The sequence below is a fragment of the Subtercola sp. RTI3 genome, from assembly GCF_035018625.1.
Classification (GTDB): Bacteria; Actinomycetota; Actinomycetes; order Actinomycetales; family Microbacteriaceae; genus Subtercola; species Subtercola vilae.
This window is the reverse complement of the sequence record NZ_JASJXO010000011.1, coordinates 44,008-70,059: the sequence shown is the minus strand read 5'-3', so window position 1 is coordinate 70,059 and position 26,052 is coordinate 44,008. Positions and strand designations below refer to the sequence as shown.

Below are 26,052 nucleotides of genomic sequence, written 5' to 3'. Positions count from 1 at the left end.
TGGTGAAGAGGGAGGGTCACACCGGGCATAGTCGAGTCGCGCGCACGAAAAAGCCCCACTCCCGGTAGAAGCCCGGAAGTGGGGCAGTGGCTCCGACCGGCGTCGATCCGGTGACCTTTCGATTTTCAGTCGTGACGTGGTGGTGGATAGTCCATGCCCGAAAATACAGATTCAGACGACGAAAACTTCGCTCGCGCGCTGTTGAATCAAAGTTGCATACGTCCGATCGAGACGGTGACCGGACAGTTTGTCAGATGTGGCTCACGACTTAAGCACAGATGCCCGTCATGCGCGGAACTCTACAGATCGGACTGGGCTGCAATTGCTCGGTCGGGCGTATTCGAGGGCCCGGCAGATCGGCATCGCTTTTATTTGCTGACGTTGACAGCTCCGTCGTTCGGTAGCGTGCACCGAGTCCCGCGAAGCGAGTCGGCAAAAGGGGTTCCCTGTAGGTGCGGAAGTCGCCACGATGTCGGCCAGGTGAGCCTAGCGGGTACTCCTATAAGCGTCGATAACTACGACTACGCAGGTCAGGTTGAATGGAACCGCGACTCCGGGACCCTCTGGGATCGCACGCGCCGCCGCCTTCGTGATCGGTGGGATTCGGTTGAATACTTCGTGGTTCGTGAATGGCAGGCGCGTGGGGTAATTCACGTTCATGCTCTCATTAGGATCGCGAGGATCGAAGCGCCAGACAGTGAAACGTTACGAAAGGCAGCTAGCCTTGCGACTGCCGCCTCCGTAATAGACGGTCAAATCGTCCGTTGGGGCTCGGAGTCGGCGTGCGACGACTTTCGTGTTGGGGATTCGGGCGCGAAGGCGATCTGGTACCTGTCCAAGGCGCTCAACTACGTGTTGAAAGATTTCTCGAGGTCTCGAAGTGGAGTTCATGCGGACGCATGGGCCCACATATCTCGCCTCCACGCCGCGGCGCGACTTGTTCGATGTGCGCCGGAGTGCGTTCCTTCGGATTGCGGCAGTCAGGTTCATCGTCGGTTTGGTGCACGGTCACAAGTCGCGTCGGCTTCGCGCCGTACATCACATCGCACTGGATGGTCATTCGCTGGGCTAACTAGGCGAGCACAGAAAGAAGCTCGAATCCATTGGGCTCGCAGCCATGCTGACGCAAATAGTTCCTCAAGTGCGCAGTACCGGCGCAGAGTCCTCTGGGCACTTGAATATCTTGCTCGCACGGTAAGTTCGAGGCTGGAAATCGATCAGGCCAGCGGGCCTTGAGCGAGTGCGGCAGCCTCTTTGCGGTGGCCACTACCGTAGGCGGACGATCTGTGGCCAGCTTGGCTGAACCCACGGAAGGTACCATCACACCTAAGCTGTGATTCATGAGCGAGTTCACAGGTGATCCTGACGCTGCTGAGGCTGATCTTCAACGAGCCTCGGACGCCCTTGGCAGAGTAGACGATGACCTTAGCGACGCGGTTGCCCGCGCCGAAGGGATTGAAGAAGAACCGTTTGACGGTAGCCCGGAAGCAGAAGCTGACATCTCGCAGCGGATGGAAGCAGTCCAGCGGGAGATTGAACTGTTGCAGCAACTCATGGTTGAAGCTGAAGACGACTTGAGCCGCACGCAAGATCACTGGGTGGATGAAGGTCACTTGTCGTAGGTGACGCCGACCCGCTAGTTTCAATCGTCATCGTCATCGTCATCGTCATCGTCGTCGTCGCTTTCGAAATGGCCGTGGGGATCCAGCTCATCCTCGTCTGCTTCTTCACCGCATACGGGACAGCTCCAACTCGCGATATGTCCTCAGCTCCTAGTCTTGAATCCAGTCTTTTGGCGTGACTCCATGTCGATGCTAAGTAAGAATTTGGTACCGTTCTTCTGGTAGCTCGTCGAGTAATTCGATATGTCTCAAACCAAACATTTCAGTGCGGATCCAGTCGGCGTCGACTGTGCCGGCTGCGGTTAGCGGTACGTTGATCGAGATCTTTTGAAGACGAGTTTTTGTGAGGCTCAGGTTGTAGGTGTAAGCGCTCACCGCTTTACGAATGGACGAGACCAGATAGAGAGCGACGCGGGGCGAAAAATCTGGAACCTTTGCCACAATGGGCCGCAGGAGCCAAATATTTTGCCCACTCAGGAAGTCATGATGCTGGTAGAAAGTCGAGCCAGTACTACCGTCTAGGGCGAGAGAAATTGCCCCGCCCTTATTCACCATTCCGGCCCTCGGGCTGCAGTAATCAGTTATCCCGTTATTTCTGGCAGTCCGGCTGATAAACGGAAGCGCATCGACATCGTTGATATCCGCAATCTGAAAATTTATCTTGTCGTCTTGTATGGACGACTCAATGGTGAATAGCTCCGTGAGCTTTATCTTTTCCACTTCTATTCGTCCGCCCTAGAGATACTGATTTGAAAACATGTGAGCAATGTACTCGTTTAGAGACGACTGCAAGTCGGCGTCGGTCACTTCATACTCTTCTTCGTTGAATAGCGTGTAAACCCACTGATCCTTGTACTCCAGCACCTGGTGAAAGGAAAAATCGGTCTCCGCCAGATCGCGGTACGCCGCGATGAAAGTCTTGTAGTCTTCTTCGCTAGAGACGGTGGGCGTCCTTGTTTTCTGATGCTTCAACAAGGCAAAGCCATCATCAAATTTCGCCATCCAGGTTGCACCGGAATGCTTGTGCCCCGTCTCGAAGACTAGAACGATTGTCTCCGTACCTTTCGGAAAGAAAAGATTCTTGGGCATCTCAATGGACGCAATGAGCCGGTGCTTCGCGAGAATGCGCTCTTTGTACAATTCGTTGTCAGAGTGTTTTTTTGTCCGCGACGACACGGCGTTAACCGGAACGATCGCGACCCCGATGCTGTTGGGTAGGAGGCTATCGAGCATCAATTCAACGAACGATATCTCGGAGTACGTTGCGTTGGAGTACGGCGGATTAACAAAGCCGACATTGCAGTCGTAGGCGGGGATCTCGGCCTTCAGGGCGAAACAATCGTCGTTGAAGAGATGAGACTGTCCGTCTTTATTGAGGAACATGTTGAGCGCAATGATCGAATATACGGATGCCTCAATCTCAATTCCGAAAAGGTTATTCTTTCGGAATACTTCCTTCTGAGCGAATGAGTACTCCGTAGACAAGGCTATTCGGCGCCACGCCGAAGTAAGAAAGCCGCCGGTACCCGCGCAGATATCCAGGACCTTGGAAGTTATGCCCACGTCAGCGATGTCGTTGAACAGCCGGGTAATGTGCGGTGGCGTCAGTACTATCCCCAGGTCGGAGCCACCCTTTGTCGAGTACGTCAGGAACACGTTGAAGAACAGCGAAATGAGGTCTAGTTCGCTGTCCTCGTAGTGCTCGAAAAGAAGTCGGTCGATGTCAGAGATCAGCTTGTGCAATGTACCTTTGGCATAGCGGCCCCGCAAACCTTGCTTCTCCTGTCCTCGGAGAGACAAGATCGTCGGCCTCAGCTCTGCAATGAGGAGATCCTTATCCGCTACAACTGAGCCTTTGATTCTCCGCTCTAGCGTCTGCCAGAGCACATCCGCAATGTCCTGATTTCCGTTGTACTGCGAGTAGGCCGTTTTGAATACAGGGTCTTCAAGCGCAAACAGCACTGCTCCCAGTACGTAGAGGCGATTGTGTTCGATCACGTTCATTTCGCCATGCATGTACTCGTTGATGTTCTTAGCGGAGGCGAGGAGTCTTGCCTGACTCGCAAGGGTGCTCCCCTTCGCAGACTCAACAAGAAATTCGCGATATTCATCAATGCGGTTTATCTGATGCACGTTCAGGTTCGCAAACGTCTCAACGCCGCGCTTCCAGCCGAACGTGTCTATCTTGCGGGTGAGAGGATCTGTTCCCGAACACGCGATCGCAATTACGTTGAAGCTGTCTTTCAAAAAGCTGGCGTACCAGAGGACGCCATTAACCGCGTACTCATCGACCTTGCTGTTGATGTCGGCCTCATAAATGTGCTTTGAGACGTCTTTCTTGTTTTCGACCAGAATGACGAGCTCGGCGTCTTCGTCGTAAACGATGAATTCGGGCCTGCCCGGATTGCCAGTCAGCCGTTTGCTCGCAATCGACAACAGCTCATTGATGGACTCGACAGAAGACTTTTCGGCCCACACTCGGACCTTCGGATTAACCGGCGCGAATGAGGCGTTGATATATCCCTTGCTGATGAACTCGTTAAAGACCCACATGTCGGTAGCTTTTTCAAGCACGAATACACCCTTACTTCGGCGACAAATTCAGCGCGCACATCGTTTGCGGTCCACTCGGCCGATTTGGACGTACTTCAATTCCGCAATGGGATCGAGTCTAGCGGCGACAAATAAGTGTCAGCTCGCTAGCCACTCCGCGCAAACAACGTTCGGAATCAACTGAATGCTCGCGTCAACGCCTTTCTTGATCTTGTAAAGAAGATTTCGGGAGACCTGCCTCGGTCACACGGATGTTTTCTGCCAGCGGGTGACTGTGGACGTGGCCAATTTGGCCGCTTCGGCGAGCTGTCTGGCGGAAGGAGCCGACGGGAAGCGTTCCATGGATTCGAGCACGATGCCTCGAATGGCCTTGTCGCACACGTCCCGAATTTCTGCAAGATCGCGAAGGGCTTTGAGTACATAGAGCTCGTTGCCGCTCGCTTGGGTTACCGGGTCCGTTGCTTCAATCGCTATCTCGGACCACTCGTCCGCGCGAACTAAGGATGCGAGATGTTCTCGGACGAGTGGAACCACTTCTTCCACAAACCGACCTGTGCTCTCCTGGCTACTCACGCAAACGAGCCTAAAGCATTGCAATCGCTACATCAAGCCTTGCCATTTCTGCAAAATCTATCGTTCGCAACGTAAATTGCGTTTCGTATGCAATACTGGTGTTGCAAATCGAACAGAAACGGAGCTAGTCGCCGAGATGTCGGCTAGGTCTGACAATACTAGGAGGCATCAAAATGGCTGGAAATCTGAACATTGGACTCATTCCAGGGACGGTGAGCTTCTCACCGTCGTCCGAGTCGCGCCGCTTGTTCTTGTATGTGGACAAGAAAATTACCTCGAGTCCGAAATTGGACGCGAAAGGGCGAGCGCTCTATAAATTCACAGCCGGAGTCGCGCTCAACGGCGTTCGTATCGGCGATGTCTCTATAGAAACTCCGCAGCTCCTGCCCGAAATGGTGCCTTTGGGGATGGTTCTCACGGGCGCGGGAGACTTCGCCGAACTTCGAGTGAGGAATCAGCGGGACGCATTCGACCTCAGCGTGACAGTGTTCCTCGACTCATTTTCCTCGGCCACCAAGTGATGAAATTCGCCGATCGTGACGAGTTCATCAGCCTTAGAGAATGGCTGCGCGCCACTGAAGCCGCCCGAGAAGCAGCGGGGACCTGGCACCCCGCCAGCTCAAGACGACGGTTTCGTTTCGTCGTGCGCTCCTGGAGCCAAATTAGTCACGACGCGGGTCTCTCAATCGACGGTGAAACTCCTCGTATCATCCGCCTCTCAGGCACCTCGATATTTGGATATTCACTGACAGTTGCGCCTCGCCCAAGTCAGACGGTTGACGACTTCGTCGATAAGACCGACGAACTCGTTCGATTGACTGGAATTGACGTCGTGGTTGGGCAGGCGTACCCAGACCTCGCGGTCCTAAACCTGTTGGATCCTCCGTTTAAGGATCATCCATAACAGAGTCAACCTCGGTGTGCCGTTCCGTGCGGGCGAAGGCGAGTTGTGCGCACCCGTGGGGGCGAACGGCTCGTCAAGCCAGTGCGGAACGGCACACCGGAGGACCGCTTCGAGTCAACAAGAAGGAAGGAGGTGTCTGAAGATGACGTCTGTGTCCGAAGTCTTCGAGCGCTATCACGCGCTCATCCTCAGCAAGGTCAGCCCCGGAACTGGCCGCAGCTACATGGTCGCTTGGCGTCATCGTGTACTTCCCTATTTCGGCGCGCGCCAAATCGAGTCAATCACCACACTGGACGTTGAACTCGGCTTTGCTGAGTGGTCCGGTAGCTTTTCAACCCGGATCGACGCCCTCTCAATGCTCTCAGCAATCTGCAAGGTCGCAGTTAAAGGCGGAGTCATAACATCGAACCCATGCATCGGCGTTGATCGTCCACGGGTACAGCAAAACGACTTGACGGCCCGGTCACTGACGCTCGAAGAGGTCGATCGTCTGCTTACCATTCTGCCCGCCGCCGGTCATTACCGACGGTTTGTCCTCGCCCTCCTATACACCGGCGGTCGACTCGGCGAAATAGCCGGAATGAGGTGCTCTGACGTCGACATTGAAGACCGGACCATCAGTATCCGACGTTCCGCCTCGGCTGGCCTACATGGCGAAATGGTCGTTGGGCCAACGAAGGGTCGTCGCGTTCGGACTGTACCTCTGGCAGAACCTCTACTGCCAGTAATTTTGGCAGCTCGAGTAGGTCGCCAAGAACATGACTTGCTTTTCCCCGGACCTCGCGGCGGAACGATCAATTCGAAGAATCTCTCGCGGGCCCTGGACTGGTTTCGCATTCGCGATCAAATCAAGACATTTCCGATCAACGAGCCTGCTTTGCATTGGCACGACTTGCGTCACACGAGCGCTGTAATGCTTTTCCGCGCCGGAGTGTCTGCGCCCGACGTGCAGGCCATTCTCGGCCACAGCAGTCTCGCCGTCACTCAAATGTATGCAAATACTCGCGCAGATGCGGCCCGGCGTGGAGCGGCTGCCTTGTCGCAGCTGTACGGAAATCGACAAGGTCACCAAACGGGGGTGAATTCACCATAAGTGACCGTTCAGGCTGAAAAAAATAAGCCTTACTCCCCGTAGAAGCCGGGAAGTAAGGCAGTGGCTCCGACCGGCGTCGATCCGGTGACCTTTCGATTTTCAGTCGAACGCTCTACCAACTGAGCTACAGAGCCGAAGGGGCGAGCCCCTCCAGAGGCCGAAAAACCCTTCCCGAAGGAAGGGTGAGACGACCTTTGCGACCCTGACCGGACTTGAACCGGCGACCTCCGCCGTGACAGGGCGGCGCGCTAACCAACTGCGCTACAGGGCCAAACTTATGAAATTGTGAACCGCATTTACTATACCTGAATTGCGCTTCGTGATTTTCGCAACTCGGCCGTACATTGCCGCCCGACCCGATTTGCGCAAGCAAATCACATCGTTAGCTAACATCGCGTTAGCCAACACATCGTTAGCTAACGGTGACCCCAACGGGATTCGAACCCGTGCTACTGCCGTGAAAGGGCAGCGTCCTAGGCCGCTAAACGATGGGGCCGTTTTGACAACTCAACGAGTATGCCACACCTCGAGGCCCGGCGTCGAATCCGTCGAATCTGTGCGGCGTCTGTGCAGTCGGCGCCGGGCGGCGTGGGCTCGGGAGCGGGGCGAAAGGGCCGTTAGATTGGCCGGAACAGACCGGGCGATCTGGATGCCTGTGGCCAGCTGCTGACAGGAAATCTGCTGATGAACCAAGCAAATGCCGCCGCTATCGCGACTGACACCGCTCCCGCGACCGACCCCGATGCTGCCGGAGCCCCCGAGAACGCGCCGCGCCGGCCCCGGCTCGCGCACCGTTCGCGCCAGCTGCTGCGAGCAGCCGTACTCAGCCTGGCGCTGGTGATGGGCGAGGGGCTCGCTCCAGAGGCGGCGCACGCGGTCGAGTACCCGAGCTGGGAAGACGTGCTCGAAGCTCGGTCGAATGAGGCTACGAAAGAGGGTGAGATCGCGAGCATCCGGAGCCTGATTGCGGGCCTCGAGACCGAATCGACGGCAGCCCGCGCGCTGGCCGACCAGCGGGGTGCGGAGTACGAGACCGCCCAGATTGCGTTCGACGCCGGGGTGGTTCAGAGCGAACTGCTGGGTGCGAAGTCGGCCGAGGCAGCGCTGGGCGAGCTGCGTATCGCGGCGGAACGGTCGCTGGCGGCGGCGGCGCGGGCCGAGCGGGAGGCGCGGGCGGCGGCCGAGGCTGCGCGGGCTGCTGCTGCCAGTGGCGGCGGTAACGGTAACGGAAACGGCGGCGGTAACGGTAACGGTAGCGGCGGCGCCGCCGGCGGCTCGGGCTCGGGCATCAGCGGCCCCGGCACCCAGGTCTGGAACTCCCCGCTCCCGAACGCGCGGGTGTCAGATGAGTTCGGCAACAGGTTTCATCCGATCGACGCCGTGTGGCGACTGCACGCGGGCATCGACCTGGTGAGCCCGGGCGGAACCTGCGGAGCCAACGTCTACGCGGCATCGGCCGGCACCGTGACGTTCGCCGGTTCGAACGGCGGCCTCGGCAATGCCGTGACGATCAACCACGGCGGCGGCCGCACCACCGTCTACGGCCACAACACCTCGCTGGTCGTGCGCTCGGGCTGGGCTGTGGCCGAGGGCCAGCTCATCGCGAAGGCGGGAACCACGGGCGCGTCGACCGGATGCCACGTGCACTTCGAGACCCGCCTCAACGGCACGGCCCAGAACCCGCGCGCCGTTCTGGCGCAGTTCGGCGCCGGCTTCTAGGCGGTCTGCCCGGCGCGGGGCGGGACAACGGAATCGGCGGCCCTCGTTCAAACCTCCGCATATAGGGCGACGGTTTGAACGAGGGCCGCCCATTGGTCAATCAACCGAGAGGGGCCAGACCGCGAGCGCGCCAGTCCGCGAGCACGCCGGGCCGCGAGCACGCCGGGCCGCGAGCGCGCCAGTCCGCGCCAACCGCCCGGGCACGCAGAAGGCCGGCCCCGAGCATCCGGAGCCGGCCCAGTGAAACAGACGTGAAGCTAGTGCGCGCCCTCGGCGGCCAGCTTGGTGATGCCGTTCTCGATGATCTGCTCGGCGTCGGCGGCCGAACCCCAGCCTTCGGTCTTCACCCATTTGCCGGGTTCGAGGTCTTTGTAGTGCTCGAAGAAGTGCTCGATCTCGTTGCGGAGCTGCTGCGGAATGTCGTCGACGTCGACGATGTGCGCCCAGCGCGGGTCTTTCGCGGGAACGGCGATGACTTTCGAGTCGATTCCGGCCTCGTCGCTCATGTTGAACACGCCGACGGGGCGCACCTTGACGCCCACGCCCGGGTACACGGGGTACTCGAGCAGCACGAGCACGTCGACAGGGTCGCCGTCGAGGCCGAGGGTGTTCTCGAAGAATCCGTAGTCGGTGGGGTAGACGAACGTGGTGAAGAGCACGCGGTCGAGGTACACGCGGCCGGTTTCGTGGTCGACTTCGTACTTGTTGCGGCTGCCTTTGGGAATCTCGATGACGGCGTCGTAGCTGACCATGACGAAACTGCTCCTTCTTATAGTGTGCTCAAACTGCAATAACGTTACTGGATGCACCCGAACGAACGCCGCCCCCGCCTGACCCCGGCGATGGCCGATGTGCGCCGGGCCGTGCGGGAGGCGCTTGTTCAGCTTTCACCGCTGTCGATGCAGCCGCAGCAGCAGTCGTCGCTGCCGGCTCGGGATGCCCCCCTCGTGCTCGTCGCCCTGAGCGGTGGCCCCGATTCCCTCGCTCTGGCAGCGGCCCTCGCGTTCGAGGCGCCCCGCGCCGGCTTTCGCGCGGGCGCCGTGCTGGTCGACCACGGGCTGCAGGCGGGCTCGGCCGAGGTCACCGCCCGCGCAGCCGCCCAGGCCCGCGCGCTCGGCCTCGACCCGGTTCTGGTCGAGCGTGTCGAGGTCGGCGGAGCAGCGCACGGCGCGCCAAGAGGTGCGGCGGGTAGTGCTGCGGTGCGCGATGCGAAGAGCGGTGACGTTGCCGGCGAGGGAACACCGAGCATGGTGGCGAGCACCACAGCTGGCGGCGCCGGCGGCCCCGAAGCCGCCGCCCGCGCAGCGCGATACGCGGCCTTCGAACGCGCACAGGCGAGCACGAACGCCGTGGGCATCATGCTCGCCCACACGCTCGATGACCAGGCCGAGACGGTGCTGCTGGGGCTGGCGCGGGGCTCCGGGCCGACGAGCCTGTCGGGCATGAGCCCGGTGAACGGGGTGTACCTGCGGCCGCTGCTGGGCATCCGGCGCCAGACGCTGCACGACTCGCTCGCCGACCTCGGGCCCGGGTCGGGGCTCGAGGCGTGGCATGACCCGCAGAACCTCGACCCGGTGTTCACCCGCGTGCGGGTGCGCTCAACCGTGCTGCCGATGCTCGAGGCAGAGCTCGGCCCTGGCATCGCCGAGGCGCTCGTACGCACGGCCGAGCAGCTGCGCGAAGACGCCGAGGCGCTGGATGCCCTGGCCGCCGAATGGGCTGCCGAGATCGTCGAACACGCTGAGGCTGGCATCGCCCTCGACGTGCACGGCCTGGCCTCGAACCCGGCGGCACTCGCGCAGCGCATCGTGCGGTTCGTCGTGCTGGCGGAGTTCGGCGTGAGCCTCAGCCGGGCGCACACGCTCGCCGTGCTGCGGCTCGTGACCGGGTGGCGGGGTCAAGCGGGTGTGGATCTGCCGGGCATCCGCGTCACCCGGGTTTCAGCCGCCCTCGTCTTCGCTCGCGTTCGCTAGGCTGACGGGCATGGATTCACTCGATGTCTCAGCCGACCTGTCACAGATTCTGATCACTGAGGCTGAGATCCGCACCAAGATCGCCGAACTGGCGAGGCGCATCGAGGCCGACTATGCGGGCCAAGACGTGCTGCTCGTCGGCGTGCTGAAGGGCGCCGTCATGGTCATGGCCGACCTGGCCCGCGAGCTGCACCTGCCGGTGACGATGGACTGGATGGCCGTCAGCTCGTATGGCACCAGCACCCAGTCGAGCGGGGTGGTGCGCATTCTGAAAGACCTCGACTCCGAGCTCGAGGGGCGCACGGTTCTCATCGTCGAAGACATCATCGACTCGGGGTTGACGCTCTCGTGGCTGCTTGGCAACCTGCGTTCGCGCGGCCCGAAGTCGGTGGAGGTGTGCGCGCTGCTGCGAAAGCCCGACGCCGTGCGCATCGAGCTCGACGTGCGTTACGTGGGCTTCGACATTCCCAACGACTTCGTGGTGGGCTACGGCCTCGACTACGCCGAGAAGTACCGCAACCTCAAAGACATCGGCGTGCTCGCCCCGCACGTGTACGCCTGACCTGACGGGTCTGGCCCCTCAACGACAAACGTGGAGTCGTTTTCCGCCCTAAAACCTCACGGTTGGGGCGCAAAACGACTCCACGTTTGCGTTGCGGGCGCGCGGGCGGCGGGGGCCGGGCGCGGAGCCCGACCCGGGCCGGTTAGACGGCGGCCGCCTCAGCGATGCGGTCGTTCTCGGCGTGCTTCTCAGCCTGGGCGTGAGCCGCGTGGGCCGTGGCCTGAACCGTGGCCTTGCGCTTGAAGAGCAGCGCAGCCATGACAGCACCGGCAAAGAACAGGCCTGAGGCGCAGGCGTACGCCAGAGCGTAGCCGTTCACGGCAGCCTGCGCTGCGACGGCGGGGGAGGCCGGCAGGTTCGATGCGATGTAGTTCGTCACAGCGGTGGCGACGAGGGTGTTCAGCAGCGCGGTGCTGATTGAGCCACCGACCTGCTGCGAGGTGTTCACCATGGCCGAGGCCACGCCGGCGAACTGGCGGTCGACGCCGAGCGTCGCGGTCTGCATCGCGGCGGGCATGATCGTTCCCATCGCGAGCCCCATGAGCATGAGGGGCGGCAGGATGTTCGCGGCGTACGTGCTCGACAGGTCGAGCCTCGTCATCCAGAGCAGCGCCGCCGATGCCATGAGCATGCCGGTCGGCACCATGACCTTCGGCCCGAAGCGCGGAACAAAGATGTTCGTGCCGAGCTGGGCAGCCAGCACGAGGCAGGCGATCATCGGCAGGAACGACAGGCCCGTGGTGATGGGGCTGAAGTTCAGCGACGTCTGCAGGAAGTACGTGAGGAACAGGAACACGGCGAACATGCCCGAGCCTGCGATGAACACCGACAGGTACGCTGCGCCGCGGTTGCGGTTCAGAATGATCGCGAGGGGAAGCAGCGGGTGCTGCGCGCGGCGCTGCCAGAGAACGAACGCGATGAACAGAATGCCGCTCGCTACGAGGAGCCCCCAGGTGAAGAAGTCGCCCCAGCCGTTCGTCTCGGCGTTCGAGAACCCGTAGACGAGCGAGAACAGAGCGGCCGACACCATGATCGTGCCGGGGATGTCGAGCTTGGGGCGCTCGGTTGTGCGCTTGATGGTCGGTACGAAGATGATCGCACCGATGACCGCGATGATGGCGAAGAACACGTTGATGTAGAGGTTCCAGCGCCAGCTGAAGTCTTGGGTGAGGTACCCGCCGAGCAGCAGCCCCACGGCGCCACCGGCACCGGCGATCGCGCCGAACACGCCGAATGCGCGCGAGCGCTCCTTCGGAATGGTGAACGTGGTGGTCAGAACGGCCAGGGCCGTGGGAGCGAGCAGTGCACCGAAGAGCCCCTGCAGTGCGCGGGCGGCGACGAGCGTGCCGAAGCTGTCGGCAGCGCCACCGAGGGCGGATGCGGCGGCGAAGCCGATCAGACCGATGATGAACGTGGGCTTGCGACCGATGAGATCGGAGACGCGGCCGCCGAGCAGCAGCAGCGAGCCGAACGCCAACGAGTAGGCGGTGACGACCCATTGGCGGTCGCCGTTCGAGAAGCCGAGGTCGGCCTGGGCGGCGGGAAGGGCGATGTTCACGACGGTAGCGTCGAGCACCACCATGAGCTGGGCGAGTGCGACGATGGCGAGCGTGAGCCAGCGGCGCGAAGAGGCTGCGGTTGCAGCGGGAGAAGTCTGTGACATGTCACCGACTATATACGGTACTGAGCAGTTTCGGAACTTAACAGTTTCTGAATTGCTAGTATTTAATCCGACAGTAACATTTGGCTGTCACACACTCAATCGAAAGGAAGAAACGCGATGACGCAGATCGACCTCTCCACTCCTAAACTCGGGCGCAAGCGAGATCATTCCCGCGATGCCGACATTCTGGATGCTGCGCTCGAGGTTCTCGCCGAAACCGGTTACGACGGCATGACCATCGACATGGTCGCCGCCCGAGCGAAGGCCGGCAAAGCGACGCTCTACCGGCGCTGGCCCTCGAAGGCCGAACTGGTCATCGACGCGGTCGCGTGCATGAAGAAGGGCGCGTACAGTCTCGACGATCTGCCTGACACGGGAACACTCCGGGGCGATCTGGTCGCGCTGATCAAGCCGCACTCCATCGTCGATGCAGAGAAGAAGATGAAGGTGATGGCAGGGTTGATCTCGATGCTGTCGAGACAACCCGACCTCGCCGATGCGGCCAATGCCGCGATCATCGAGCCCCGGGCATCCGTCAACCGAGTTCTGATGCAGAGAGCGATCGATCGCGGCGAGATCTCGCCAGAGAGCGACATTGAGGCCCTCGCCCTGATCAGCCCGTCGATGGCGTCGTACCGCACGCTCATTCTGAAGAAGCCGGTCGACCGCGAGTTCCTGATTTCGCTGATAGACGGAGTGATCATGCCGGCTGTCGGCCTCAGAGCGCGCGCAAGTTAAGCCCACGGGGAACACGCAGGGCACGCCCAGTGTGCGACGGGTACTCTGAACCAGTAGTTGGGTGACCAGAAGGGTGCCGGTTTTGCCGCAAGAACCAAAAAGAGACATGAGCCTGAGACGCATTTTCCGGTCTCCGATTCCCTACATCATTCTTGGTGCCATCGCACTGTGGATCGGCTTCGGCCTGATCACCGGTTCGGGGTTCCAGCAGGTGTCGACCCAGCAGGGTCTGCAGTTCTTGAAAGATGGCAAGGTCTCACAGGCCCTCATCATCGACGGCGAACAGCGCGTCGACCTGACCCTCGCGTCGGCCGACGCCAAATACGGGTCGAAGGTGCAGTTCTACTACGTCGCACCGCGCGGCACCGAGGTGATCGACGCCGTCACGTCTGCAGCACCCACTGACGGCTTCAACGACCAGGTTCCGCAGACGAACTGGTTCCTGTCGCTGCTCGGCATTCTGTTGCCCGTCATTCTGATCGGTGCGTTCTTCTGGCTGATGCTCTCCGGCATGCAGGGCGGCGGCAACAAGGTCATGCAGTTCGGCAAGTCGAAGGCCAAACTCGTCTCGAAAGACACCCCGAAGGTCACCTTCGCCGATGTCGCGGGCAACGACGAGGCCATCGAAGAGCTCGAAGAGATCAAAGACTTCCTGAAAGACCCGTCGAAGTTCCTGGCGGTCGGAGCGCGCATCCCGAAGGGCGTTCTGCTCTACGGCGCTCCCGGTACGGGCAAGACCCTGCTGGCCCGTGCGGTCGCAGGTGAAGCCGGCGTTCCGTTCTACTCCATCTCGGGTTCTGACTTCGTCGAGATGTTCGTCGGTGTCGGCGCGAGCCGTGTGCGTGACCTGTTCGAACAGGCCAAGCAGAATTCGCCCGCCATCATCTTCATCGACGAGATCGATGCCGTGGGCCGTCACCGCGGTGCCGGTATGGGCGGCGGCCACGACGAGCGCGAGCAGACCCTCAACCAGCTGCTGGTCGAGATGGACGGCTTCGACGTGAAGACGAACGTCATTCTCATCGCGGCGACGAACCGCCCCGACATTCTCGACCCCGCGCTTCTTCGCCCGGGCCGCTTCGACCGCCAGATCGGCGTCGATGCTCCCGACCTGCAGGGTCGCAAGCAGATTCTCGAGGTTCACGGCCGAGGCAAGCCCCTGGCTGCCGGTGTCGACCTCGAGGTTCTCGCCCGCAAGACCCCCGGGTTCACCGGTGCCGACCTGGCCAACGTTTTGAACGAGGCAGCGCTTCTCACCGCCCGCTCGAATGCGCAGCTGATCGACAACCGTGCTCTCGATGAGGCCGTCGACCGTGTCATGGCCGGCCCGCAGCGCCGCACCCGCATCATGCGCGACCACGAGAAGCTCGTGACCGCCTACCACGAGGGTGGGCACGCGCTGGTCGCCACCGCGATGAACCACACCGACCCCGTCACGAAGATCACCATTCTTCCGCGCGGTCGTGCGCTCGGCTACACGATGGTGCTGCCGCTCGAAGACCGGTACTCCATCTCGCGCAACGAACTGCTCGACCAGCTGGCCTACGCCATGGGTGGCCGGGTTGCCGAAGAGGTCGTCTTCCACGACCCCACCACGGGTGCGTCGAACGACATCGAGAAGGCCACTGACACGGCCCGCAAGATGGTCACCGACTACGGCATGTCGTCGAACGTGGGTGCCGTCAAGCTCGGCAGTGCGTCGGGTGAGATGTTCCTCGGCCGCAACATGGGCCACGAACGCGACTACAGCGACAACCTCGCCCAGCAGGTCGACAACGAGGTGCGCCAGCTCATCGAGGCGGCGCACGACGAGGCATGGTCGGTGTTGAACGACAACCGCGACATCCTCGATCATCTGGCCACGGAGCTGCTCGAACACGAGACGCTCGACCAGCACCAGCTGGCCGAGATCTTCAAAGACGTGCGCCACCTGCCTCCTCGCCCCCAGTGGCTGTCGAGCCAGAAGCGCCCGGTCTCCTCGATTCCGCCCATCGACTACCGGGCCGCCAAGGCTCCGATCGACCTGGGTGCCACCGACGGCGGTATCACGAGCGAGCCAGAGCCCGAGTTGAAGCCGAAGCGCGCTCCCCAGGCCCCGCCCCGCCCCGCCACCGCTTGAGCCTGTCGGCTCCAGTGAACTCCATCGAACAGTGGTAGACAGAGCACGAATCGAAGCCGCCGTACTCGAGATTCTCGAGGCGATCGGCGAAGACCCGACCAGGGAAGGGCTCGGCAGTACCCCGCGGCGTGTCGCCGAGGCCTACTCCGAGTTCTTCTCCGGGGTCGGGGTCGATGCTCGCGCCCTCCTGGGTGAGACGTTCGCGTTCGACGAGGCCGCCCCGCGGGAGCCTGTGCTCATGCGGGGCATCACGTTCCGGTCGGTCTGTGAGCACCACCTGCTGCCGTTCGAGGGCCTGGCGCACATCGCGTACGTGCCGACCGACAGGCTCATCGGCCTCGGCCGCCTGCCCGCCGTGGTCGACGCGCTCGCGTCGCGCCCGCAGCTGCAGGAGCGCCTCGGCGAGCAGCTTGCCGACACCATCGCCGACGGCCTCGATGCCACCGGCGTTCTCGTCGTTCTCGAGGCATCGCACGGCTGCGTAACTCTTCGCGGCCCCCGCCAGGTCGGCAGCACCACCGTGACGGTCGCGAGTCGCGGCTCTCTCAGTGAGCCAGCCGCGCGCGCTGAACTCATGACTCTCATCGGGCAGCCGACTGCCGGCACCACGGGCAGCGCGGTCGCGGAGGCCCCCGCCGCGAACCGGGCCGCCGACGAGCCCACGAAGGCCGGCGCCACGGGCCACGAGGCCGCGCTGTGAGCGACCTCGGAGCAGGGCTGTCGCGCCGACGGAGGCCCGCGGCCGACGTGACGCCCGCCACCTACGCGGGGCTGCCGAAGGGTCGCACGCTCATCATGGGTGTGCTCAACGTGACGAGCGACTCGTTCAGCGACGGCGGGCGATGGCTGAGATCCGAGGCGGCCGTCGCACACGGGCTCGAGCTGGCTGCAGCGGGAGCAGACCTCATTGACGTGGGTGGCGAGTCGACGAGGCCCGGCGCCAGGCGAGTGCCCGTGGCCGAAGAGCAGGCGCGGGTTCTGCCGGTCATCCGGGAGCTGGCCCGCAGCGGAATCGCGATGAGCATCGACACGATGAATTCGTCGACAGCGCGCGCCGCGGTCGAAGCGGGCGCCATCATCGTGAACGATGTGTCGGGTGGCCTGAGCGACGAGGGTATGGCGGCAGCCGTCATCGACCTCGACGTGGCGTTTCTCGTGTCGCACTGGCGCGGCCACAGTGACTCGATGAACTCGGCGGCGGTGTACGACAACGTGGTGAACGACGTTCGCCGTGAGCTCGAGTACCGCGTCGCCGAACTCGTGGTGCGCGGCGTCGACCCCGCCCGGCTGCTGGTCGACCCCGGCCTTGGTTTTGCGAAGAACTCCGACCACAACTGGAAGCTGCTGGCCCACCTCGACGTGTTCACCGCCTTCGGCCTGCCGCTGGTGGTGGGTGCGTCGCGCAAGCGTTTCATCGGCGAGCTGCTGCCGGCGGGTGCGACGATGGATGCCCGTGACTTTCCTTCGGCTGTCACCGCCGCCCTGGCGGCCCAGGCAGGCGCATGGGCCGTGCGGGTGCACGATGTCGAGACCACCAAAGCCGCGCTCGCCGTGGCAGAAGCCTGGAAGAAGGGGGCAGAACGATGACCGACCAGTCGACTCCAACGGTCGCACTCGCCCTCGTACCCGACGGCCCCGATGCCATCACCATCACCGGGCTCACCGTTCAGGCCAACCACGGAGTGTTCGACTTCGAGCGCCGTGACGGCCAGCCGTTCGTCATCGACGTCACGGCGTGGCTGAACACCGCGGCCGCCGCCGCCGATGATGACCTCGACCAGACCCTGCACTACGGGGTGCTGTCGAACGAGATCGCGGATGCGGTAGCCGGCGAACCCGTCGACCTCATCGAGACGCTCGCCGAGCGGGTCGCCCGTGTCGTGCTGGCGCACGAAGTGGCTGAGCGGGTGCGCGTCACCGTGCACAAGCCCGAAGCCCCCATCGAGGTGCCGTTCACCGACGTCTCGATCACCATCACCCGGAGGCGGGCGTGAGGCAGGAGAAGCTGCGGGTCACTCTTCCCGCCGTGGTCGCGCTCGGCAGCAACCTCGGTGAGCGCGAGCAGACACTGCGGGATGCCGTGCGGGAGATCGATGCGGTCGACGGAGTCATTGTCGACGCCGTCTCGAGCCTCTACGAGACCGACGCTCTGAAGCCCGACGGTGTCGACCTCGACGCGCCCAGCTACCTCAACGCCGTGGCCCTCGTGCGGTCGGCGCTGCCGCCGCGTGAGCTGCTGGTTGCCCTGCAGGCCATCGAACTCGCGCACGACCGGGTTCGCGAAGAACACTGGGGCGACCGAACGCTCGACCTCGACATCGTCACGTTCGCAGGCCTGCAGCAGCACGACGAGACGCTGACCCTGCCGCATCCGCTGGCATTCGAGCGTGCATTCGTGCTGGTGCCGTGGCACGAGATCGAACCTGCGGCCGAGCTCCCGGGCCACGGCCCAATCGCCGCACTGCTGGCGGCGCTGCCTGCCACGACCGACGAGAGCCCGAGACTGTACGCGAAGTGGGAGAAATGAAGCGAACACGCCCGATCACTCTGGTTCTGCTGGTCATCGGCGGAGCCTTTGTGGGGTTCTTCATCGAAGTCGGCCTCGCCTCGGCTGGCCGGCCCATCATCGCTCTGCCGCTCTCGCTCTCGATCACGCTGGTCGCGGCGGGGGCCATCGTCGTGACGCTGGCGGTGCCCATTGCGCGGGCCATCCGCGGCACGAACCAGGCCCCCATCAATCCGTTCCGCGCCATGCGCACGGTGGTGCTCGCGAAGGCATCGAGTCTCGTGGGCGCCCTGATCGCCGGCCTCGGCGTCGGCGTCGTGGTGTACCTGCTGTCGCGGGCCGTGGTTCCGGCTGTCTCGTCACTGTGGCTGAGTTTCGCTGCGGCGATTGCGGGCGCGATACTGCTCGCGTGCGGCCTCGTGGCAGAGAAGCTGTGCACCTTGCCGCCCGATGACGGCGACCCCGATCATCCGGTCAATGCCCCCGACCGCCGGTTGGGCTAGCCGCCCGTGAACCCCGCACCCGATTCGCACCGGCTGTCGTACGGCACCCAGTGGCGCCGGGTCAGCCCCAAGTACGTGGCCGTTGAGATCGCCGCCTCCATCATCACAGGCGTCGTACTGGCGGCCGTGAGTGTGTTCTTCATTCTGGTGGTGCGGGCCTGGTTCGGCTGGTGGATGCTCGGCGCATCCATTGCCATCATGATCGTGCTGCTCATCGTGGCGCCGCGCCGGGCCCGCGCGATCGGATACCAGTTGCGCGACGACGACCTGCTCTTTCGTCGCGGAATCATGTTTCTTCGCATCGTGGCCGTGCCGTACGGGCGCATGCAGCTCATCGACATCAACCGCGGGCCGCTTGGGCGGGCCCTCGGGCTCAGCGACCTCAAGTTCGTCACGGCGGCGGCCACCAGCGGTGTGGCGATTCCGGGGCTGCCCGAGGCCGAAGCCGACGCGCTGCGCGACCAGCTGATCGGGCTGGCCGAGGCGCGCCGCACCGGGCTGTGACGGTGAGCGGCGAGACGGCGAGCGGCGAGACGGCGCCGGACATGCCGGGTGCGCCGGGCCTGCCGTCCTCCATGCCACCGTCGCTGCCGCCTGTCGCGGCGCACCTCGCCGACGGCGAATGGCACCGCCTGCACTGGGCGTCACCGCTGCTCAAAGGCGGGTTCGTGCTGGTGGCGGTGCTCGCCTTCATTCTGACGAACCTGCGCGAACGGCTCGTCGAGCTGTTCATTCCCACCGGGCCGGGCCCGGGCGACGGCGGTGGGGGCGGAAGCGGCGGAGGCGGCCAGGGCGGCCGCGGCAACCCCGGCGACAACGGCGACATCGTCTCGCTGGTGTACAGCCACGGCCAGACCGGCATCGCCATTCTCATCATCTTCGGCGTCATTCTCGTAGCGATCGCCGCCTTCGCGCTGGCCTGGCGCATGCACAGTTTTCGCATCGGCAGCGACGCGGTCGAAGTGAAGAGCGGAGTGCTCTTTCGCCACAACAGGCAGGCGCGGCTCGACCGCATTCAGGGCATCCACATCACTCGTCCGCTGTTCGCTCGCCTGTTCGGTGCCGCCCGTATCGAGCTGACGGTGGCGGGGCAAGACGCGAAGGTCGAGCTTGCCTACCTGGGTTCGAGCCAGGTCGACGAGCTGCGCCGCGAGATACTGCGGCGGGCGTCGGGGGTGCTGGAATCAGAGGCGCGGGCCGCGGCACAGGCGGCTGACGACGCTGGGGTGGGTGCCACCGTCGGCGACGCCAGCGATTTCGGTTCCCCCGAACCCCGACCGGGCATCCTGAACCGGCGGCTCGGCGAATTTCTGGCCCCCGAACTCGACCCCGATGCTGCCCCGCCAGAGTCGGTGGTGAAGATCACCCCACTGCGGCTGATCGGCTCGCTCGTGCTGAGCGAATTCACTGTGGTACTGCTGCTCGTCATAGCGGCCCTCGTTGTGTCGACGGTCTTCGCGCACCACACGTTCATTCTGTTTCTGCTGCTGCCGAGCGTCATCGGCTCGCTCGGCTACTACAGCAGGCGTTTCACGAAGTCGCTGCGATACTCCATTGCGGGTACGCCCGACGGGGTGCGGGTGGGCTTCGGCCTGTTCACGATCAACAACGACACGCTGCCGCCCGGGCGCATTCACGCCATCGAGGTCACGCAGCCGATTCTGTGGCGCCCGGCGGGCTGGTGGATGATCAGAATCAACCGTGCCGGCCACGCCTCGTCGCACGGTGGAGCTGGCCAGCCGCACACCCTGCTGCTGCCCGTCGGGCGCGTTGCCGACGTGGAACGCGTGCTCGGACTGCTGCTGCCCGGCCTCGCGGTGGCCTCGCCGACCGATGCCAGCGACCAGCAGCAGCTGCAGCGGCTCGTGCTCGCCGGGCTGACCGCCAGGCACGGGGCGGGCTTCAGCTCGACACCGGCGCGCGGCTTCTGGCTGAGGCCGCTGTCGTGGCGGCGCACGGGGTTCGCGGTGACTCCGGATGCCGTGCTGCTGCGCACGGGGTTCGTCTGGCGGCGGCTGAGCGTCGTTCCGTTGGCGCGGTTGCAGAGCCTTCACGTGACCCAGGGGCCGGTTCGCCGGGTGCTCGATCTCGCGGCGCTCGACTTCAACACGATTGCGGGCCCCGTGCGCGCGAAGCTCGGCGTGATCGACCGGCGTGCGGCGGTGGCGGCGTTCACCGAGCTGTCGGCGGGCGCCGTTCTGGCGGCCCGCGCCGACGATTCGCATCGGTGGGCCGGGCGGGCAACCCCCGCGCTTCACGCGAGCGACGACAATCCACTCGTGCCGCTTCTGCCCACCCCCGAACATCCGGAGACCGACCGATGACCTCACCACAACGTTCGGGCCGGCTCGGCATCGGCATCATCGGCGCAGGGTGCGTGGGGCCGGTGCTCGGGGCCGCGCTCGCCGGGGCCGGGCACGCGATCGTGGGCGTGAGCGCGGTGTCGGAGGCGAGCCGCGAGCGGGCCGAGGTCATGCTGCCGGGGGCTCCGATTCTCGACATTCCGCAACTGATCGAGCGAAGCGAGCTGGTACTGCTGGCGGTGCCCTCCGACCAACTGGCCGCGCTGGTCAGTGGGCTCGCGGCAACCGGAGCCTGGCAGCCGGGCCAGCTCGTCATGCATACCGCCGCCGAATTCGGCTTCGGGGTGCTCGCGCCGGCGCTCGCGGCGGGGGCGATACCGCTGGCGATTCACCCCGCCATGTCTTTCACGGGGTCGAGCATCGACATCGCCCGCCTCTCTGGCACCTACTTCGCCGTCACCGCGCCGGGCCCCGTGCTGCCCATCGGCCAGGCGCTCGTGGTCGAGATGGGCGGCGAGCCGGTGGTCATCTCTGAAAGCGACCGGGCTGCCTACGCCGAAGCGATCGAGACGGCTACCACGTTCTCGAGTGCGATCGTCGAGCAGGCCACGGGTATGCTCACCTCTATTGGGGTCGAGGGCCCCGGCCGGATGCTGGCCCCGCTCATCCGTTCGTCGGTTGAGAATGCCCTGCAGCGCACGGCCGGCCCCGATGACGTCTTTCTGCCGGTCGAGTAGCGAGTAACCTTTTCACGGCGCTTGGCCTGTCTGGCGGCGCCGTCAATATAAGGAGTACCGGTGCCGACGCTCGCTGTCACCATCGCCGAGGTGCGCGAGCAGATCGCGCTCGCGCAAGACGATGCACGCCTCCGCGGCGTCACGAACCCGACGGTGGCACTCGTTCCCACCATGGGTGCACTGCACGACGGTCACCTCGCCCTCGTCACCCGGGCCCGTGAAGTGGGCGATATCGTGGTCGTCTCGATTTTCGTCAACCCGCTGCAGTTCGGCGAGGGCGAAGACCTTGAGACCTACCCCCGCACGCTCGACGCAGACCTCGCCGCGCTCGATCGCACCGGCCCCACCATCGTCTTCGCACCCACCGCAGCCGAGATGTACCCCGAGGGCCGCACGCAGACGAAGATCTCGGCCGGCCACGTGGGCACCCTTCTCGAGGGCCGCAGCCGGGCTGGCCACTTCGACGGCGTGCTCATCGTGGTCAACAAGCTGCTGAACATCGTGCAGCCGACCTCGGTACTGTTCGGCCAGAAAGACGGCCAGCAGGTGTTCGTGGTGAGCCGCATGGTGCGCGACCTGAACATCCCCGTCACCGTCGAGGTCGTCGACACCGTTCGTGAGACCGACGGCTTGGCGCTCTCGAGCCGCAACACGTACCTCGACGAGCGTGAGCGCGTCGCGGCGCGCGTGCTCTCGGCTGTTCTCGAAGCGGCCGAGTCGGCCGCCGTCAGCGGAATCGACTCGCTCATCGCGGCAGCGCAGGCGGCCAGCATGGGCCAGCCGCTCGTCACGCTCGAATACCTGAGCGTGGTCAACCCGGCCACCTTCCTGCCGGTCGACGACAACTTCCACGGTCGGGCGCAGGTATTGGTGGCCGCCCGCGTGGGCACCACCCGCCTCATCGACAACGAGTTCGTCTACCTCGGCGGCTGAGACGCCGCGCGGTGCGCTGCTTGTAAGCTGGGCGAGACTTTCAAGGAGCCCCGCCGCATGACCGAAACACCAGCCGAGCCGTTCGACCCGAGTGACGCCGCAGCAGAAGCAGAAGCAGAAGCCGCTGCCGAGGCTGCCGCGACGAGCGAGCAGCAGGTCATCCGCATGGCCAAGCGCGAACGGATGCTCGAGCAGGGCCTTCAGGCGTACCCCGTCTCTGTTCCCGTGACCACCACCATCCCCGTCGTTCGCGCGCAGTATGGCGAACTCGTGGCCGACCAGAGAACGGGCGACACCGTCGGTATCGCGGGGCGCGTGGTGCACCTGCGCAACACCGGCAAGCTGTGCTTCGTCTCGCTGCAGTCGGGCGACGGAACGCGCATCCAGGCCATGGTCTCGCTGGCCGCCGTCGGCGACGAGTCGCTGGCCGCCTTCAAAGACTTCGTCGACCTGGGCGATCACCTGTTCGTGAGCGGCGAGGTCATCTCGTCGCGCCGCGGTGAGCTGTCGGTGATGGTGGCCGAGTGGCAGATCGCGTCGAAGGCCCTGCTGCCGTTGCCGAACCTGCACAGTGAGCTCAGCGAAGAGACCCGTATGCGAAGCCGCTACCTAGACCTGATCGTGCGCGATGAGGCCCGCGTCATGGTGCGCACCCGCGCGGCCGCCGTGGCCAGCATGCGCAAGACGTTCGCCGACCGCGAGTTCATCGAGGTCGAGACGCCCATGCTGCAGACCATGCACGGCGGCGCCGCTGCGCGACCGTTCTCCACCTGGAGCAACGCCTTCGACACCGAGCTGTACCTGCGCATCGCTCCCGAGCTCTTTCTGAAGCGCGCGGTGGTGGGCGGCATCGACCGCGTGTTCGAAATCAACCGCAATTTTCGCAACGAAGGCGCGGACTCCACCCACAGCCCCGAGTTTGCGATGCTCGAGGCGTACGAGGCCTATGGCGACTACAACACCATGGCCGAGCTGACCCAGACGCTCATTCAGAACGCCGCCCTCGCGGTGGCCGGCTCGCACGTGGTGACCTGGGCCGACGGCACCGAGTACGACCTCGGTGGGCAGTGGCAGCGCATCAGCATGTACGAATCGCTGAGTGAGGCATCGGGCATCCCGATCACACCCGCGACGAGTCTCGACGAGCTGAAGGCGCTCGCCGCGCGCGAAGGTGTCGAGGTTCACCTGCCGAACCACGGCAAGTACGTCGAAGAGCTGTGGGAGCACTTCGTGAAGGGTTCGCTCGACTCGCCCACGTTCGTGATGGACTTCCCGGTCGAGACCAGCCCACTCACGCGCGCGCACCGCTCGATCGCGGGTGTCGTCGAGAAGTGGGATCTGTACATTCGCGGGTTTGAGCTGGCCACGGCGTACTCCGAGCTCGTCGACCCGGTCATCCAGCGCGAGAGGTTCATCGAGCAGGCCAAGCTGGGTGCGGCGGGCGACGATGAGGCCATGCGACTCGACGAAGAATTTCTGCGCGCGCTCGAGTTCGGCATGCCCCCCTCCGGCGGCCTCGGCATGGGCGTCGACCGCCTGCTGATGGCACTCACCGGGCTCGGCATTCGTGAGACCATCCTGTTTCCGCTGGTGAAGTAGAGCCGGCCGTGACCGACAGCGGGCAGACGCCCGAGCAGCAGCAACCGGATGCCCCGCAGGGCCCGAGCGAGGCCGAGAAGCGCAAGCGCCTCATCGCCGCGCGTCTCGTGGTGGCCGGCGTCGGCCTGACCTTCCTCATCGTGGGTTTCGTCGAATTCGTCACCAAGTCGAACTGACAGCTTCACGGCGTAGGGTAGAAGCACAATGAACGATCTCTGGGGCGCACTCGCCGCACTCTTTCCGACAATCGCCGTCGGCCTGCTCTTCTGGTTCATCATGCGCGCCATCGTTCGCTCAGACAAGACCGAGCGCAAGGTGCTCGCCCGTATCGAGGCCGAAGAGCGCAGCAAGCGCGGCCTGTAACGTCGCTCGCCCCCGGTAGCCGATACGGTATGCAGGGTGTTGTTTCTGCGCGATGAAAGGGGCACCTGATCTCTGGTGACCAAATGACGGTGATTGCCATCGTCGTAGCCTTCGTTGTCGACTTCGGTATTCGTGTCACTGCCATCATCGTGGTGCCGAGAAACCGGCGACCGAGCTCGGCCATGGCCTGGCTGCTGGCCATCTTTCTGATTCCCTACCTCGGGGTGCTCGTCTTTCTGCTCATCGGGAGCTACAAACTGCCGAAGAAGCGCCGCGACAAGCAGCAGGCCATCAATGACTTCATCATCGAGACCACCGAAGGCATCGATCGGGTCAGCAACGATCATCCGTGGCCCCCGTGGCTGCGCTCTGTGGTCGAACTGAACCGCACGCTCGGCGCCATGCCATTGGTCGGCGGCAACAGGGCCCGCCTCATCGGCGACTACGCCCAGTCGATCGCCGAGATGACGGCCGACGTGAACGCAGCCACGAAGTTCGTGCACTGTGAGTTCTACATCATGGCGTATGACGGGGTCACTGCCGACTTCTTCGCCGCGCTCGGGAACGCCGTGAAACGTGGGGTGGTTGTGCGAGTGCTGCTCGACCACATCGCATCGATCCGCTCACCTGGCCATCGCCAGACGGTTCGCCAACTGCAGAAGATCGGCGTGATCTGGCACTTCATGCTGCCCGTTCAGCCGTTGCGCGGCCGGTACCAGCGCCCAGACCTCCGCAATCATCGCAAAGTACTCGTCATCGACGGGCGGGTCGGCTACATGGGTTCGCAGAACATGATCGACCGCAGCTACAACAAGCGTGTCAATCGGCGCCGCGGGTTGAAGTGGAAAGACCTCATGACGCGGGTACAAGGCCCCATCGTGAACGGGCTGAACGCCATTTTCATCACCGACTGGTACAGCGAGACCGACGAGTTGCTGGTGCGTGAGACCGAGGCCATCACGCCCGACGTCATCTACGACGAGGCCGACGCGCTCGACTGCCAGGTCGTGCCGAGTGGCCCCGGTTTCGACGGCGAGAACAACCTGCGGCTGTTTCTGGCGCTGCTCTACTACGCGCAGAAGAAGATCATCATCACCTCGCCCTACTTCGTGCCCGACGATGCCATGCTCTATGCCATCACCACCGCCACCCAGCGCGGCGTCGAGGTGCAGCTGTTCGTCTCGGAGATCGGCGACCAGGCGCTCGTCTACCACGCCCAGCGCTCGTACTACGAGGCCCTGCTGAAGGCCGGCGTCGAGGTCTGGATGTACCGCAAGCCCTACATTCTGCACGCCAAGCACTTCACCATCGACGACGACGTCGCCGTCATCGGCTCGAGCAACATGGACATGCGCTCGTTCAGCCTCAACATGGAGGTCTCGATGATGGTGCGCGGCGCCAGCTTCGTGCGCGAGATGCGCGAGGTCGAAGACGGCTACCGCGCCCTCAGCCGCCGGCTCACGCTCGACGAGTGGGAGCGCCAGCCGCTGCGCTCGACGGTGCTCGACAACCTCGCGCGGTTGACGTCGGGGCTGCAATAGGCGCTGCGGCTGTTTCGGCCAGGGCTTCGGTGGGGCTCCGGCCAGCGT

At 63.8% G+C, this 26,052-nt stretch carries 27 protein-coding genes and 3 tRNA genes; 22 read left to right on the top strand and 8 right to left on the bottom strand.

The features are described 5' to 3' along the window. Window positions 1–153 precede the first annotated feature (153 nt). Window positions 154–1,236, top strand: a complete 1,083-nt coding sequence (locus QN358_RS18860; RefSeq protein ID WP_416351962.1) for a replication initiator — start codon at window positions 154–156, stop codon at window positions 1,234–1,236. A 104-nt stretch (window positions 1,237–1,340) separates the two neighbouring features. Further along, a complete protein-coding gene (locus QN358_RS06655; RefSeq protein ID WP_323511928.1) occupies window positions 1,341–1,622 on the top strand; it encodes a hypothetical protein in 282 nt (93 codons plus the stop codon). Between the two features lie 192 nt (window positions 1,623–1,814). On the opposite strand, the gene QN358_RS06650 is transcribed toward QN358_RS06655, so the two are convergent. The 3 genes from QN358_RS06650 to QN358_RS06640 all read right to left on the bottom strand — a co-directional run bounded on the left by QN358_RS06650 (window position 1,815) and on the right by QN358_RS06640 (window position 4,748). Then, on the bottom strand, window positions 1,815–2,342 hold the full coding sequence (locus QN358_RS06650; protein WP_323511927.1) for a restriction endonuclease subunit S: 528 nt from the start codon (window positions 2,340–2,342) through the stop codon (window positions 1,815–1,817). A gap of 15 nt (window positions 2,343–2,357) precedes the next feature. Next, window positions 2,358–4,196: an HsdM family class I SAM-dependent methyltransferase gene (locus tag QN358_RS06645; RefSeq protein ID WP_323511926.1), complete on the bottom strand. Its 1,839-nt coding sequence runs from the start codon at window positions 4,194–4,196 to the stop codon at window positions 2,358–2,360. A 222-nt stretch (window positions 4,197–4,418) separates the two neighbouring features. Next, window positions 4,419–4,748, bottom strand: coding sequence for a hypothetical protein (locus tag QN358_RS06640; RefSeq protein ID WP_323511925.1), 330 nt, complete (start codon window positions 4,746–4,748; stop codon window positions 4,419–4,421). Between the two features lie 173 nt (window positions 4,749–4,921). On the opposite strand from QN358_RS06640, the gene QN358_RS06635 reads away from it, so the two are divergent. Together QN358_RS06635 and QN358_RS06630 are read left to right on the top strand one after the other, a co-directional pair. Further along, window positions 4,922–5,269, top strand: a complete 348-nt coding sequence (locus QN358_RS06635) for a hypothetical protein (RefSeq protein ID WP_323511924.1) — start codon at window positions 4,922–4,924, stop codon at window positions 5,267–5,269. Between the two features lie 534 nt (window positions 5,270–5,803). After that, window positions 5,804–6,745, top strand: coding sequence for a tyrosine-type recombinase/integrase (locus QN358_RS06630; protein ID WP_323511923.1), 942 nt, complete (start codon window positions 5,804–5,806; stop codon window positions 6,743–6,745). Between the two features lie 61 nt (window positions 6,746–6,806). On the opposite strand, the gene QN358_RS06625 is transcribed toward QN358_RS06630, so the two are convergent. The 3 genes from QN358_RS06625 to QN358_RS06615 all read right to left on the bottom strand — a co-directional run bounded on the left by QN358_RS06625 (window position 6,807) and on the right by QN358_RS06615 (window position 7,241). Beyond that, a tRNA-Phe gene (locus tag QN358_RS06625) sits at window positions 6,807–6,879 on the bottom strand. Window positions 6,880–6,942: 63 nt separating this feature from the next. Further along, window positions 6,943–7,016: transfer RNA gene (locus QN358_RS06620), tRNA-Asp, on the bottom strand. Window positions 7,017–7,168: 152 nt separating this feature from the next. Next, window positions 7,169–7,241 (bottom strand) — tRNA-Glu (locus QN358_RS06615). A 188-nt stretch (window positions 7,242–7,429) separates the two neighbouring features. On the opposite strand from QN358_RS06615, the gene QN358_RS06610 reads away from it, so the two are divergent. Next, the gene (locus QN358_RS06610) at window positions 7,430–8,464 is read left to right on the top strand and encodes a M23 family metallopeptidase (protein WP_136640614.1); all 1,035 of its coding nucleotides are present in this window, start codon (window positions 7,430–7,432) and stop codon (window positions 8,462–8,464) included. A 257-nt stretch (window positions 8,465–8,721) separates the two neighbouring features. Here QN358_RS06610 and QN358_RS06605 read toward each other — a convergent pair whose 3' ends face one another. Further along, on the bottom strand, window positions 8,722–9,216 hold the full coding sequence (locus QN358_RS06605; RefSeq protein WP_136640615.1) for an inorganic diphosphatase: 495 nt from the start codon (window positions 9,214–9,216) through the stop codon (window positions 8,722–8,724). A gap of 51 nt (window positions 9,217–9,267) precedes the next feature. Here QN358_RS06605 and QN358_RS06600 point away from each other — a divergent pair, with 51 nt between their 5' ends. Both QN358_RS06600 and hpt read left to right on the top strand, forming a co-directional pair. After that, on the top strand, window positions 9,268–10,437 hold the full coding sequence (locus QN358_RS06600; RefSeq protein ID WP_323511922.1) for a tRNA lysidine(34) synthetase: 1,170 nt from the start codon (window positions 9,268–9,270) through the stop codon (window positions 10,435–10,437). Between the two features lie 10 nt (window positions 10,438–10,447). Then, window positions 10,448–10,999, top strand: a complete 552-nt coding sequence (gene hpt / locus QN358_RS06595; protein ID WP_136640617.1) for a hypoxanthine phosphoribosyltransferase — start codon at window positions 10,448–10,450, stop codon at window positions 10,997–10,999. A gap of 142 nt (window positions 11,000–11,141) precedes the next feature. On the opposite strand, the gene QN358_RS06590 is transcribed toward hpt, so the two are convergent. Then, entirely contained in the window at window positions 11,142–12,662 is a 1,521-nt protein-coding gene (locus tag QN358_RS06590) for an MFS transporter (RefSeq protein ID WP_323511921.1), read from the bottom strand. 117 nt (window positions 12,663–12,779) lie between these two features. Here QN358_RS06590 and QN358_RS06585 point away from each other — a divergent pair, with 117 nt between their 5' ends. The 15 genes from QN358_RS06585 (at window position 12,780) to cls (ending at window position 26,004) form a co-directional block, all read left to right on the top strand. Next, the gene (locus tag QN358_RS06585; RefSeq protein WP_323511920.1) at window positions 12,780–13,400 is read left to right on the top strand and encodes a TetR/AcrR family transcriptional regulator; all 621 of its coding nucleotides are present in this window, start codon (window positions 12,780–12,782) and stop codon (window positions 13,398–13,400) included. A 106-nt stretch (window positions 13,401–13,506) separates the two neighbouring features. After that, on the top strand, window positions 13,507–15,519 hold the full coding sequence (ftsH, locus tag QN358_RS06580) for an ATP-dependent zinc metalloprotease FtsH (RefSeq protein ID WP_136640620.1): 2,013 nt from the start codon (window positions 13,507–13,509) through the stop codon (window positions 15,517–15,519). A gap of 31 nt (window positions 15,520–15,550) precedes the next feature. Continuing rightward, complete coding sequence (folE, locus tag QN358_RS06575) at window positions 15,551–16,219, top strand: GTP cyclohydrolase I (protein WP_323511919.1); 669 nt, start codon at window positions 15,551–15,553, stop codon at window positions 16,217–16,219. Between the two features lie 95 nt (window positions 16,220–16,314). Further along, window positions 16,315–17,106, top strand: coding sequence for a dihydropteroate synthase (folP, locus tag QN358_RS06570; RefSeq protein ID WP_136640674.1), 792 nt, complete (start codon window positions 16,315–16,317; stop codon window positions 17,104–17,106). Next, entirely contained in the window at window positions 17,103–17,513 is a 411-nt protein-coding gene (gene folB / locus QN358_RS06565; protein ID WP_136640622.1) for a dihydroneopterin aldolase, read from the top strand. Before folP ends, folB begins: the two co-directional genes overlap by 4 nt. Then, window positions 17,510–18,046: a 2-amino-4-hydroxy-6-hydroxymethyldihydropteridine diphosphokinase gene (gene folK, locus QN358_RS06560; protein ID WP_323511917.1), complete on the top strand. Its 537-nt coding sequence runs from the start codon at window positions 17,510–17,512 to the stop codon at window positions 18,044–18,046. The genes folB and folK overlap by 4 nt, the downstream gene beginning before the upstream one ends. Further along, entirely contained in the window at window positions 18,043–18,528 is a 486-nt protein-coding gene (locus QN358_RS06555) for a DUF3180 domain-containing protein (protein ID WP_323511916.1), read from the top strand. The genes folK and QN358_RS06555 overlap by 4 nt, the downstream gene beginning before the upstream one ends. Before the next feature lie 6 nt (window positions 18,529–18,534). Beyond that, a complete protein-coding gene (locus QN358_RS06550) occupies window positions 18,535–19,032 on the top strand; it encodes a PH domain-containing protein (protein WP_323511915.1) in 498 nt (165 codons plus the stop codon). A gap of 2 nt (window positions 19,033–19,034) precedes the next feature. After that, window positions 19,035–20,852 (top strand): PH domain-containing protein, encoded by a 1,818-nt coding sequence (locus QN358_RS06545; protein ID WP_323511914.1) that lies wholly within the window; start codon window positions 19,035–19,037, stop codon window positions 20,850–20,852. Then, on the top strand, window positions 20,849–21,568 hold the full coding sequence (locus QN358_RS06540; protein WP_323511913.1) for a Rossmann-like and DUF2520 domain-containing protein: 720 nt from the start codon (window positions 20,849–20,851) through the stop codon (window positions 21,566–21,568). The genes QN358_RS06545 and QN358_RS06540 overlap by 4 nt, the downstream gene beginning before the upstream one ends. A 60-nt stretch (window positions 21,569–21,628) precedes the next feature. Continuing rightward, window positions 21,629–22,501, top strand: a complete 873-nt coding sequence (gene panC / locus QN358_RS06535; RefSeq protein ID WP_323511912.1) for a pantoate--beta-alanine ligase — start codon at window positions 21,629–21,631, stop codon at window positions 22,499–22,501. A gap of 57 nt (window positions 22,502–22,558) precedes the next feature. Next, entirely contained in the window at window positions 22,559–24,100 is a 1,542-nt protein-coding gene (gene lysS / locus QN358_RS06530; protein WP_136640627.1) for a lysine--tRNA ligase, read from the top strand. Between the two features lie 8 nt (window positions 24,101–24,108). After that, entirely contained in the window at window positions 24,109–24,276 is a 168-nt protein-coding gene (locus QN358_RS06525) for a hypothetical protein (RefSeq protein WP_323511911.1), read from the top strand. Between the two features lie 28 nt (window positions 24,277–24,304). Next, entirely contained in the window at window positions 24,305–24,463 is a 159-nt protein-coding gene (locus tag QN358_RS06520) for a hypothetical protein (RefSeq protein ID WP_162849196.1), read from the top strand. A gap of 83 nt (window positions 24,464–24,546) precedes the next feature. Then, a complete protein-coding gene (gene cls, locus QN358_RS06515) occupies window positions 24,547–26,004 on the top strand; it encodes a cardiolipin synthase (RefSeq protein ID WP_323511910.1) in 1,458 nt (485 codons plus the stop codon). Window positions 26,005–26,052: the final 48 nt, after the last annotated feature.

Bases quoted from the DNA above. Each gene is read 5' to 3' on its own strand.
- QN358_RS18860 (WP_416351962.1), top strand. From the start codon at position 154: ATGCCCGAAAATACAGATTCAGACGACGAAAACTTCGCTCGCGCGCTG.
- QN358_RS06655 (WP_323511928.1), top strand. From the start codon at position 1,341: ATGAGCGAGTTCACAGGTGATCCTGACGCTGCTGAGGCTGATCTTCAA.
- QN358_RS06635 (WP_323511924.1), top strand. From the start codon at position 4,922: ATGGCTGGAAATCTGAACATTGGACTCATTCCAGGGACGGTGAGCTTC.
- QN358_RS06610 (WP_136640614.1), top strand. From the start codon at position 7,430: ATGAACCAAGCAAATGCCGCCGCTATCGCGACTGACACCGCTCCCGCG.
- QN358_RS06605 (WP_136640615.1), bottom strand. From the start codon at position 9,216: ATGGTCAGCTACGACGCCGTCATCGAGATTCCCAAAGGCAGCCGCAAC.
- QN358_RS06600 (WP_323511922.1), top strand. From the start codon at position 9,268: ATGCACCCGAACGAACGCCGCCCCCGCCTGACCCCGGCGATGGCCGAT.
- hpt (WP_136640617.1), top strand. From the start codon at position 10,448: ATGGATTCACTCGATGTCTCAGCCGACCTGTCACAGATTCTGATCACT.
- QN358_RS06590 (WP_323511921.1), bottom strand. From the start codon at position 12,662: ATGTCACAGACTTCTCCCGCTGCAACCGCAGCCTCTTCGCGCCGCTGG.
- QN358_RS06585 (WP_323511920.1), top strand. From the start codon at position 12,780: ATGACGCAGATCGACCTCTCCACTCCTAAACTCGGGCGCAAGCGAGAT.
- ftsH (WP_136640620.1), top strand. From the start codon at position 13,507: ATGAGCCTGAGACGCATTTTCCGGTCTCCGATTCCCTACATCATTCTT.
- folP (WP_136640674.1), top strand. From the start codon at position 16,315: ATGGGTGTGCTCAACGTGACGAGCGACTCGTTCAGCGACGGCGGGCGA.
- folB (WP_136640622.1), top strand. From the start codon at position 17,103: ATGACCGACCAGTCGACTCCAACGGTCGCACTCGCCCTCGTACCCGAC.
- QN358_RS06555 (WP_323511916.1), top strand. From the start codon at position 18,043: ATGAAGCGAACACGCCCGATCACTCTGGTTCTGCTGGTCATCGGCGGA.
- QN358_RS06540 (WP_323511913.1), top strand. From the start codon at position 20,849: ATGACCTCACCACAACGTTCGGGCCGGCTCGGCATCGGCATCATCGGC.
- lysS (WP_136640627.1), top strand. From the start codon at position 22,559: ATGACCGAAACACCAGCCGAGCCGTTCGACCCGAGTGACGCCGCAGCA.
- QN358_RS06520 (WP_162849196.1), top strand. From the start codon at position 24,305: ATGAACGATCTCTGGGGCGCACTCGCCGCACTCTTTCCGACAATCGCC.
- cls (WP_323511910.1), top strand. From the start codon at position 24,547: ATGACGGTGATTGCCATCGTCGTAGCCTTCGTTGTCGACTTCGGTATT.